Source organism: Micromonospora sp. NPDC002411, assembly GCF_053592955.1.
In genome coordinates, this window is record NZ_JBSFBM010000251.1 from 1 (window position 1) to 10,028 (window position 10,028).

The window sequence follows — 10,028 nt, forward strand, 5'->3', positions numbered from 1 at the left end:
GCGCCCACGACCTGGTCACCCTGGTCGACGACAGGTGTGTGATCCAGGAGATGCCGGAGTTCGCCAGGGGTGGCCGGGGATCTCGTCGACCACCCCGGCGTCCTTGCGGCACTCCACCCCGGCGGTCTGCGCGGCCAGGTCGTCGGTGCTGAACGTCCGCTTGGCCTGCGCCCGCGACATCCGCCGCCCCGCGCCGTGCGACGCCGAGCAGTACGCGTCCGGGTTTCCCCGACCCCGCACGATGTACGACCCGGTGCCCATCGACCCGGGGATGATGCCCAGGTCACCCCGACCGGCCCGGATCGCGCCCTTGCGGGTGACCAGCACCTCCACCCCGTCGTAGCTCTCCTCGGAGACGTAGTTGTGGTGGCAGGAGATCGACTCGTCGTACGAGACGTGCGGGAAGTGCTCCCGCACCACCCCGCACAGCAGGGCCAGCATGACGGCGCGGTTGCGCCGCGCGTACTCCTGCGCCCACCACAGGTCCCGCCGGTACGCGTCCATCTCCGGCGTGCCGGCGAGGAACACCGCCAGGTCCCGGTCGGGCAGGTCGGCGTTGTGCGGCAGGCCCCGGGCCACACTGATATGCCGCTCGGCCAGTTCCTTGCCGATGTTGCGGGACCCCGAGTGCAGCATCAGCCAGACCCGGCCCTCGTCGGCCCCACCCTGCTCCAGGCAGACCTCGATGAAGTGGTTGCCCCCACCGAGGGTGCCCAGCTGCCGCCGCGCCCGCGTCTCCAGCTGCGCCACCCGCCGGTCCAGGCCGGCGAACCGCCCCCAGAAGTCGTCCCAGCCGGCCTGCTCCAGGCCACGGACCCGACGCGTGTCGACCTGGTCCTGCCGCTGGGTGAAGCCGACCGGGATGGTGGCCTCGATCGCGGAGCGCAGCCCACCCAGGTCGTCCGGCAGGTCGGCGGCGGTCAGCGAGGTTCGCACCGCCGACATCCCGCAGCCGATGTCGACGCCGACCGCGGCCGGCGAGACGGCCTGCCGCATCGCGATGACCGAGCCGACCGTGGCGCCCTTGCCGAAGTGCACGTCGGGCATGACGGCGACACCCTGCACCCAGGGCAGCGCGCCGATGTTGCGCAGCTGCTTGGCGGCCTGCGCCTCGATGGCGTACGGGTCGGTCCAGACCCGGACCGGAGCCCGGGTGCCGGCGAGAGGGGTGAATCCCATCGTGGGTTCCTTCTGTCGAATGGTGACCGAAATGGTCAGGCGCGGTGCGCGGATACGAAGAGGCCGCCCGATCCCGGTGGGGATGGGCGGCCGGCGGACGCGTCAGCGTCGGCGTCAGTCGCGCCACCCCGGCACGCCCTGCAACGGGCAGTAGGCACGGGTTTTGGCGGTGTCACACGCAGGGGTGCCGGCAGGGAGCAGCCGCCGGAGGGCATCGGTGCGGACGCGTCGCGACACGGCGTACTCCCTTCGGGTTGATCGGTTGACCTTGCACCGCTGACAGTAGGAGGGCGGCGGCGCGTCCGCAATGGATATCGCCGCCACCGAGCGTGGCCGGCTGGGTCGGTGGGCGGCTCAGGTGTCGTAGCAGCCGTCCCAGGGCGGGTCGAACCCGAGGTCGTCGGGGAGGAACTCGGCGTGGTCCTCGCCGTCGTACTCGTGGGACCAGTCGACCAGCCCGAAGACGTGCCCGTCGACCTCGACCTGGAACAGCCGGATGGCGATGTCGGCGAAGTGCCGGCCGGGCAGCGCGTCCAGCCACTCGGCGAGGCGGGCCTCGGCCCGGTCGATGGAGGCGTCCTCGGTCTCGCTGGTGCCGGCGAACCAGATGTCCGAGTCGATGTGCGCGCCGTCGGCGTCGAACCGGTGCAGTACCGCGTACCAGCGCTTGTGGCGGTACCAGTCGTCTTCGGCTCCGGCACCGTCGGTGAGGGTGGCGGTGACGGAGCCGAAGAACTGACCCTTGTCGTAGTGGCCGATGGTGCTGGTGCGGTAGTCGGGCTCGTGCGCGATCGGCACCAGGTCGGGAATCGCCATGGCCGCGAGGCTACAGCGGAGTTATGACATGGCCACCAGGCGGAACGACTGCGCGGCGGTGCCGTTGCAGGTGTACTGGATGAGCTGGACGCTGTCCGCGGTGGACGCCCCCGGCACGTCCAGGCACTTGCCGCTGCTGCGGTTGACCAGGCGGTAGTAGCCGTTGCCCTCGGATTCGGCGCGCCACTGCTGGTTGTTGCCGCCGCTGTAGTTCCAGAGCTGGATCGGCGCCGAGTCGGCCGTCGACCGGTCGGTCACGTCGAGCACCTGTGCGCTGTTGTTGCGGTTGTTGATTCGCAGGAACCCGCCGCTGGTCGGCGCGAACTGGTACTGCTGGGCGGTGCTGTTGTTGCAGGTGTACTGCTGGATGGCGGTGCCGTTCGCGCTGGCGGCGGCCCGGGCGTCCACGCACTTGCCGTTGCCCCGGTTGACCACCGTGTGCCAGGCGGTCGGCGAGATGCCGTCGGACGGCGGGGGCGTCGTCGGGGGCGTGCTGCTGACCCCGGCGAGCCAGTGCAGGCCGTCGATCAGCAGTTGGTTCTGCTGCGGGCTGTCGAAGGTGGACGACAGACCGGTCTTGGTGCTGTAGTTCATCGCGTTGTGGCCGAAGTTGGCGTACAGCATCTTGTACTGCCGGTTGCTCCACACGAGCGGGTAGTAGCCGCCGTACCAGGACTGGTTGGGGTCGGTGCCGACCGGGAAGCTGGACGGGTCGACCGACGCGAGGATGTCGATGTTGGGGTTCTGCCGCAGGTCGTTGCTCCAGGAGTACCACTCGCTGATCGACGAGGGGAACGTCGCCGGCAGGTTGCGGGTCGCCGCGTGGGTGCGGTTGTCGGCGCGCATCGTGACCCGGGTCGGCCCCCAGGTGTTGGTCTGGAACGAGCCGGTGCCGAGGAACGTGTTGTAGTACCAGCTCCAGCTCGACGGGTTGGTGGTGAACGCGCTGACGTGGAAGCCCAGCCATCCCCCGCCGTTCTGCACGTACTGCTGGAACGCGGCCCGCTGCGCAGCGGGCGGCGCGTCGTCCAGGAACATGATGACCTTGTACTGGGCCAGGTTGGAGGTGTTCAGCAGGCTCCAGTTGTTGGTGGCTTCCCAGGAGAAGCCGTGCTGGGCGGCGGCCTGCGGGAACCAGGCCCGGGCGTCCTTGACGAAGTCGATGTGCGCGTCGTCCCAGGTGCCGTTGTAGAAGGCCAGGACCTTGAACGTCGGCGCGGCCTGCGCGGAGCGCGAGGCGCTGACCGCGACACCGGCGGTCAGCGCGACGACCAGGGCGACGAACAACGACAGGATTCGTCTGGTACGGGAGGAGAGTTCTGCGATCACCTGATCGTCCCTTCGGTGGGAACGCGCGCCGCCGCGTCGAGATGCATCTGTTCACATTGTTTACAGATAGACGAAAGGTTATTCCTCTGACCTGATCACGTCAATCACCGATCGCCCGAACGGGTGGGATTCCTGCGGCAGCGGGTACCCCGGCCCGGTGACCAGCCCGGACGCCGTCGACGTCGACCAGCCACTCGCCGTGGACGTACCCGCAGCCCCGCACGACGCCAGCGGCGAGCGGGTGTCGACCCGCGACCTGGCCGGTCTCGCGCCGCCGGCCAGGCCTGCTCGCCGCTGGACCCCGGGCCGCGTGGTGGCCACCCCCGCCGCGCTGGAACACCCCCACGGGCAACGGATCGTCGAACGGGTGCGGGCCCTGGGCATCGAGGTGGAACACCTGAAATCCAACCGGCTCACCGGGGTACGCGGACCTACCGACCGGGAGACGTACGCGCGGGCCAAGGCGACCATGGCGATCGTGGTGAGCCCACCCTCGCGGCGCACCCTGCAACCGATCGCGCCCAGCGCCGACTGGCGCGTCGACCTGGCCGAGGGCTGCCCCGCGCACTGCCAGTACTGCTACCTGGCCGGCTCGTTGTCCGGCCCACCCGTCACCCGGGTGTACGCGGACCTCGACGACATCCTGGCCGGACTGGCCCCGTACGCCGGGCGGGGCACGGTGACGAGCCGCAACGCGCGGCGCGCCGACGAGGGCACCACCTTCGAGGCGTCCTGCTACACCGACCCACTCGCGTTGGAGCACCTGACCGGCAGTTGGCGGCGGGCGGTGCAGCACTTCGCCGACTGGGACGCACCGGTGCAGTTGCGCTGGACGACCAAGTACGCCGACGTGGACACCTTCGTCGGGCTGCCGCACGCCGGCCGCACCCGGGTCCGGTTCAGCGTCAACTGCGCCCCGGTAGGCGTTCGGTTCGAGGGCGGCACCGCCCGGGTGCCGGACCGCCTGGCCGCGCTGCGCCGGCTCGCGCTCGACGGCTACCCGGTGGGGTTGACCATCGCGCCGATCATCGCGCTACCCGACTGGCGGGAGGCCTACGGCGGGCTGATCGACCAGGTCCGCGCGGCTGTCGACGGGGTGCCGGAGCTGGACCTGACCGCCGAGCTGATCACCCATCGGTTCACCCCCGGCAGCAAGGAGGTGCTGCTCGGTTGGTACCCGCGTACGCGGCTGGAGATGGACGAGGAGTCCCGCAGCCGTAGGCACGGCAAGTTCGGCGCGGTGAAGTACGTCTACCCGCGCGACACGATGGCCGAGCTGCGTGACTGGTTCACCGCTGAGCTGACCGCCCGCGTACCGGCCTGCCGGATCCTCTACTGGACCTGAGCCGCCCTCACTGCACGAGGGCGGCCCGGCCCCGGGTGTCGCCGAGTGCTCAGCTACGGGTGGACCACTGTTGGTTCTGTTGTCCGTTGCAGGCCCACAGGATGAGTTTGGTGCCGTTCGCGGTCCCGGCGCCGTTGGCGTCGAGGCAGAGTCCGGACTGCACGCCGGTGATGGAGCCGTTGGCGTTGAGGTTCCACTGCTGGTTGGTGCCGCCGTGGCAGTCCCAGATGATGGCCTGGGTGCCGTTGGTGGTGCCCTGGCCATTGGCGTCGAGGCACTTGTTGCCGTACACCTGGAGTTGTCTGCCGGCGGTGTAGGTCCAACGCTGCGCGGTGCTGTTGCTGATGCAGTCCCAGAGCTGCACCTGGGTGCCGTTGGTGGTGGTGCCGTTCGGTACGTCGATGCAGCGTCCGGACTGGCCGCCGACGACCTGCACGTTCTGCTGGGGGTTGCCGCCTCCGGCCGGGGCGTACCCGGCGGCGTTGATGTTGGCTTGCACGGCGTTCTCGGTGGCCGCTGACGGGTAGCCGGAGGTCAGTACACCCTCGAAGAAGGTGCCGCGGCCGGTGATGCTGTTGTCGCCACCGATGCCGAGCAGGATGGCGCCCTCCTTCTTCATCGGGTGGTAGCCGTTGGGGCGTGGCCCGTCGAAGTAGGTGGTGAGGCTGCCCGACTGCGCGTTGCCGCCCCGGATCGCCCAGTGGTTCGGCTCGCCCTTGACCATGGCCGTGACGAAGCGGTGGTTGATCGAGGCGATGTTGTTGTAACCGGCGTTCACCCCGGAAAACAGCCCCCACTCCAGGTCCGCCATGATCCACGGGCCGGCCCCCGCGCCGTAGCCCCACTGCTTGTTGGCGCCGAAGTAGACGGTCTCCATGATCGCGCGCTCGTCGGCCAGGTTGTTGGTCTGCGCATTGCCGTAGTCGAAGCAGCACCACTGGTTGTAGTGCGTGCCGTCGACGACCGCGTAGATACCCTCGGGTTGGTCACCGGTGGCGACGCCGTTGGTGTTGTTGTTGCGGTAGCCGGTGCCGGGGGCGATGTAGACGCCGTACGCCTTCTGGCCACCGACGGTGACCGGCGCGGCCTTCGCGTCGGCGAGGTTGTCCCACCCGCCGGGCGCGGGGCCGGCGAAGCCGCCGGGCGGGGCCTGGGTGAGGCGGTTGTTGCGGCCGGACTGGTCGTAGATGACGGTGATGACGCAGGTGGTGTTGGCGCAGAACGTGTCCTGGGTGGCGGCGTTGGCGTAGCCTCCGGCGCTCAGCACGCCGACGTCGCGGGTGGTGCTGTCCGACGATCGCCGGACCTGGTAGAGCGGTCCGTTGTACGCGCCGTACAGCGCTCGGGTGGTGCTGTGCGCGGCCACGCACGGCGTACCACCCGAGGCGTAGATGTCGCACGGGCCGGTGGTGGCGGCGCGGGCTGGCGGCGGGTCAGAGACCACGTAACCACCGGCACCGACGGCGAGGAGCAACGGGATTCCTGCGGCGGCCAGGAAGCGGCTGAGCCTTCTTCTCTTCACGTTCGTCGAATCCTTTCGAACGGGTGATGGGGGCGTGGCGCGTGCCGGTGGCCGGCGACGCCGGCCCGCCGGAGTGGAGCCCAGCGGTCGCCTGGATCCGATGTGCGGGTAATCCTGGGAGCGAGAATCGTCGATGATCCGGGCGGGTTCAGGCGAATCGATTCGACGATACTCCTGATGGGAAAGACATCATACGTCTATTGTTTGTCATCGAAAAGCGTCGTTGCGCGGGCCGTGGCGTACGACGTGTGGGTGGTGGTGGCCAGGGCCACCACCACCGACTACACGCCCACGGCGCCGTCGATGCCCTCCCGGAGGAAGTCCGCGTGGCCGTTGTGCCGGGCGTACTCGTGGATCAGGTGCAGCATCACCAGCCGCAGCGACACGATCTCGCCGGAGCGGACGTTGCGGCCGGTCACGTCCAGCGATGGAGCCGCGCGCTCGATCCGGCGAGCCTGTTCGACCTCACGCTCCCAGGCGGCGAACGCCTCCGCCCGGGTGGCCGAGCTGGCGTCGTAGGCCTGCTGGAAGTCGCCGACCTCGGACCAGACCAACGGAACGTCCTCGCCGTCGATGACCCGCCGGAACCAGGCACGTTCCACCTCCGCCATGTGCCGCACCAGGGCGAGCAGGGAGAGCGTGGAGGGCGGCATGGACTGCCGGCGCAGTTCCTCGTCGGACAGGCCCTCGCACTTGAGAGCCAGCGTCGCGCGGTGGAAGTCGAGGAACGCGCGCAGCGTTTCCCGCTCGTCGCCGGTCACCGGGGGGCCGATCCGTTCGGTGGTCATTGAAACGATCATGCCGGATGGCGCCGGCGGCTGCGGTGTCGGCCGTGGGTCAGCCGACCGAGGAACGGGCGACCGGCGCGGCGAAGAACGTGTCCGGGTACGGCTCGTCGCGCAGGCTGTAGTGCCACCACTCGCGGTCGTAGTTGACGAACCCGGCGTCGGTCATCAGCCGTTGCAACAATCGGCGGTTGTCCCGGGGTGCGCCGGCGATGCGGGCGTCGGCGGTGTGCGCCCGGGAGTCGAAACAGTCGAACCCCGTACCCATGTCGATGCTGTTGTCAGCGAAACGCTGCCCGCGTGGTGCGGTGCAGGCGACCAGCGGCTGCCCGACCCGGTACGAGGGCTGGCGGGCGGGTGGCTCGTCGACGAGGGTCAGGTCCATGGTGCTGCCTCTGCTGTGCGCGGTGGGCGCCCCGATGTACCCGTCGGCGAAGAGCCGGTTCTTGGCCACGTCCGGGTAGAACTCGGCCTTGGTCTGCTGCTCGTCGGGTCGCTTCGCCCAGGCCACGAAGTCGTCCACCGCCGGCTGCGGGCGGTAGCAGTCGTACACCTTGAGGCTGTGCCCGCCGGCCAGTGCGGCGTCCTGCACACGCCGCAGCGCCTCCGCGGCCTGCAGGGTGAGCAGGCACAGCGGCTCGCGATAGCCGGTGATCGGACGGCCGACGAAGTTGTGCGGTGTGGCGTAGCGGATGTCGGCGTGGATGCGCGGGTCGAGGTCGGTCAGCACGACGAAGCCGGGCAGCCGCTCGCCAGGGCTCGGCGGCGGCGTGGGGTGTACCGGCGGCGGCTGCGACGCGGCCGACGACGCCGGCGCGGGCTGGGGCTCCGGCCGCGAACAGCCGCCGAGCAGCGCGGCGAACGCGAGCACGACGGCGACCCGGGTACGCACCAGTCCTGTCTATCAGCCCCACTCGGGCTGCCGCAGACGGTGACCATGATCCACTCGCGTTCCTGCTTACCGGGGTGTTGAGGACGCTCGGATACCGCGACATCACGAAACCCGAGTCGATCAAGACGCCGGGCGGTCCCTTGACGGGCTGGCCGATGCCATCCGCCCGATAGGCTTCCGGAACTTTTCCGCAAATCTGGTGGGGTCCCGAGCCGACCTGGCGTGTCGTGAACCCCTACCGGTGAGGCAAGATGACGCGTGGAACGGGCACGCCGTTCCGGGACACACGGCGGACGGCACCTGGTGGTCGTTCCTCCGGCTCGGTGAAGGAGACGCGGGTGGGCGCGGACGACGGACGCAGGGTGACCATCACCGCGATCGCACGGGAGGCCGGGGTCTCGGTGCCGACGGTGTCACGAGTGCTCAACGGTCGCTCCGATGTGGCCCCCGGCACCCGGGAGCGGGTCGAGGAGTTGTTGCGTCACCACGGCTACCGGCGTCGCACCAGCCGCAGCGTTCGCCGCGCCGGCCTGGTCGACCTGGTCTTCAACGACCTGGACAGCCCCTGGGCCGTGGAAATCATCCGTGGGGTGGAGGATGTCGGGCACGGTGCGGGCCTCGGCACTGTGGTCTCCGCGATCCACCGGCAGCCCACCGCTGCCCGGCAGTGGTTGCAGAATCTACGCACCCGGGCCACCGACGGTGTCATCTTCGTGACCTCGCACCTGAGCCCGCCGCTGCACGCGCAGCTACGCCGCCTCAACGTGCCGGTGGTGGTGGTCGACCCGGCCGGCGTTCCGGCGATGGACGTGCCGACCATCGGGGCGACCAACTGGGCCGGTGGGCTCGCCGCCACCGAACACCTGCTCTCCATCGGGCACCGACGCATCGGCTTCGTGGCCGGCCCGACGCACCTGCTGTGCAGCCGTGCGCGACTCGACGGTTACCGGGCCGGGCTGGAGGCCGCCGGGGTTCCGGTGGACGACGCGTTGATCTACCCGGGTGACTTCTACCACGCCTCCGGGTTCTCCGGCGGTACGGCGCTGCTCGACCTCCCCGACCCGCCGACTGCCATCTTCGCCGCCAGCGACCAGATGGCCTTCGGGGTCTACGAGGCCATTCGACGCCGAGGACTGCGAGTGCCGGACGACGTCAGCGTCGTCGGCTTCGACGACCTGCCGGAGGCCCGCTGGGCGTCACCGCCGCTGACCACAGTGCGTCAGCCGTTGGTCGAGATGGGACGGTTGGCGGCACGGACGGTGCTGCGCCTGTCGCAGGGTGAGGGCATCGACTCGCCACGTGTCGAACTCGCCACCGAACTGGTCGTGCGGGACAGCACCGCCGCCCCGCCGACCGGGTCGCCCGACCCGTCGTGACGGCCGGAACTGCGCCGGAGACCGGTTGGAGCACTTCCGATCCGGTTCCGGTAATTGCGGCGACCGGTTAGGAACCCGGCCGAGGGCCGCTGGGCGCGGTGAGCGACGACGAGTCGCCCACCGCGCCGCACTGTCAGTGGTGGTGGTGCGCGCGGACGGCCTTGCGGATCGTCACCGGCAGCGCGGGCGCGCCGTCGACAGGCGCGGGATCCTCGGCGGTCGGGGCCACTCCCCCGGCGGCGATCCGGTCCAGGGTGGCCAGCCCGGCGGCGTCGACCTCACCGAAGATCGTGTAGTTGGGGCGCAGCGCCGAGTTGGCGTACACCAGGAAGAACTGGCTGCCGTTGGTGTCCGGCCCGGCGTTGGCCATCGCGAGGACGCCGCGGGCGTACACCTTGCGTTCCCCGGTCGGGTCGGTGGGCGCCGGCGGCAGGTCGGTGGGCAGCTCGTCGCGGTACCGGTATCCCGGACCGCCCTCGCCGGTGCCGGACGGGTCACCGCACTGCAACACGCTCAGCGTCGGGTACGCGGTGAGCCGGTGGCACGACGTGCGGTCGTAGAAACGCTTGCCGACCAGGTGCAGGAAGCTCTGCACGGTGCACGGCGCGGCGGCCCGGTCCAGTGTCAGCCCGATCGGCCCGTGGTTGGTCGCCAGGGTCACCCGCACCGTTCCCCGGGACGGGGTGCGTCGCGGGTCGGGCGGCAGCGGCACCGCAGCCGGCCACGTCCAGCGGGTTCCCCGCTCGACGCGAGCGGGGGTCAGAGCTCGGCGGCGATCGCCTTG

8 protein-coding genes and 1 pseudogene are annotated in these 10,028 nt (G+C 70.3%); 2 read left to right on the forward strand and 7 right to left on the reverse strand.

What is annotated here, in order from left to right:
• Positions 1-72: 72 nt before the first annotated feature.
• The 3 genes and pseudogenes from ACWCO3_RS25165 to ACWCO3_RS25175 form a co-directional block, all read right to left on the reverse strand.
• A pseudogene (locus tag ACWCO3_RS25165) lies at positions 73-1,179 on the reverse strand (RtcB family protein); the annotation flags it as partial.
• A 354-nt stretch (positions 1,180-1,533) separates the two neighbouring features.
• Positions 1,534-1,995, reverse strand: coding sequence for a hypothetical protein (locus ACWCO3_RS25170; protein ID WP_145782703.1), 462 nt, complete (start codon positions 1,993-1,995; stop codon positions 1,534-1,536).
• Positions 1,996-2,016: 21 nt separating this feature from the next.
• Positions 2,017-3,324 carry an RICIN domain-containing protein gene (locus ACWCO3_RS25175; RefSeq protein ID WP_244311736.1) on the reverse strand — a complete coding sequence of 436 codons (1,308 nt, stop codon included), beginning with the start codon at positions 3,322-3,324 and terminating at the stop codon, positions 2,017-2,019.
• Between the two features lie 157 nt (positions 3,325-3,481).
• Between ACWCO3_RS25175 and ACWCO3_RS25180 the strand changes: the two genes are divergently transcribed.
• On the forward strand, positions 3,482-4,669 hold the full coding sequence (locus ACWCO3_RS25180; protein ID WP_450012351.1) for a spore photoproduct lyase family protein: 1,188 nt from the start codon (positions 3,482-3,484) through the stop codon (positions 4,667-4,669).
• Between the two features lie 49 nt (positions 4,670-4,718).
• Here ACWCO3_RS25180 and ACWCO3_RS25185 read toward each other — a convergent pair whose 3' ends face one another.
• The 3 genes from ACWCO3_RS25185 to ACWCO3_RS25195 form a co-directional block, all read right to left on the reverse strand.
• Positions 4,719-6,191: an arabinofuranosidase catalytic domain-containing protein gene (locus ACWCO3_RS25185; RefSeq protein WP_450012353.1), complete on the reverse strand. Its 1,473-nt coding sequence runs from the start codon at positions 6,189-6,191 to the stop codon at positions 4,719-4,721.
• Between the two features lie 281 nt (positions 6,192-6,472).
• Positions 6,473-6,979, reverse strand: a complete 507-nt coding sequence (locus tag ACWCO3_RS25190; RefSeq protein ID WP_145782706.1) for a DinB family protein — start codon at positions 6,977-6,979, stop codon at positions 6,473-6,475.
• A gap of 49 nt (positions 6,980-7,028) precedes the next feature.
• Complete coding sequence (locus ACWCO3_RS25195) at positions 7,029-7,868, reverse strand: M15 family metallopeptidase (protein WP_450012356.1); 840 nt, start codon at positions 7,866-7,868, stop codon at positions 7,029-7,031.
• A gap of 338 nt (positions 7,869-8,206) precedes the next feature.
• Here ACWCO3_RS25195 and ACWCO3_RS25200 point away from each other — a divergent pair, with 338 nt between their 5' ends.
• Positions 8,207-9,244, forward strand: a complete 1,038-nt coding sequence (locus ACWCO3_RS25200; RefSeq protein WP_145782708.1) for a LacI family DNA-binding transcriptional regulator — start codon at positions 8,207-8,209, stop codon at positions 9,242-9,244.
• A 133-nt stretch (positions 9,245-9,377) separates the two neighbouring features.
• On the opposite strand, the gene ACWCO3_RS25205 is transcribed toward ACWCO3_RS25200, so the two are convergent.
• Positions 9,378-10,028, reverse strand: a 651-nt coding sequence (locus ACWCO3_RS25205; protein WP_450012358.1) for a peptidylprolyl isomerase, incomplete at its 5' end; no start/stop codon positions are given.

Coding starts and splice junctions, on each gene's coding strand:
- ACWCO3_RS25170 (WP_145782703.1), bottom strand. CDS start 1,995: ATGGCGATTCCCGACCTGGTGCCGATCGCGCACGAGCCCGACTACCGC.
- ACWCO3_RS25190 (WP_145782706.1), bottom strand. CDS start 6,979: ATGACCACCGAACGGATCGGCCCCCCGGTGACCGGCGACGAGCGGGAA.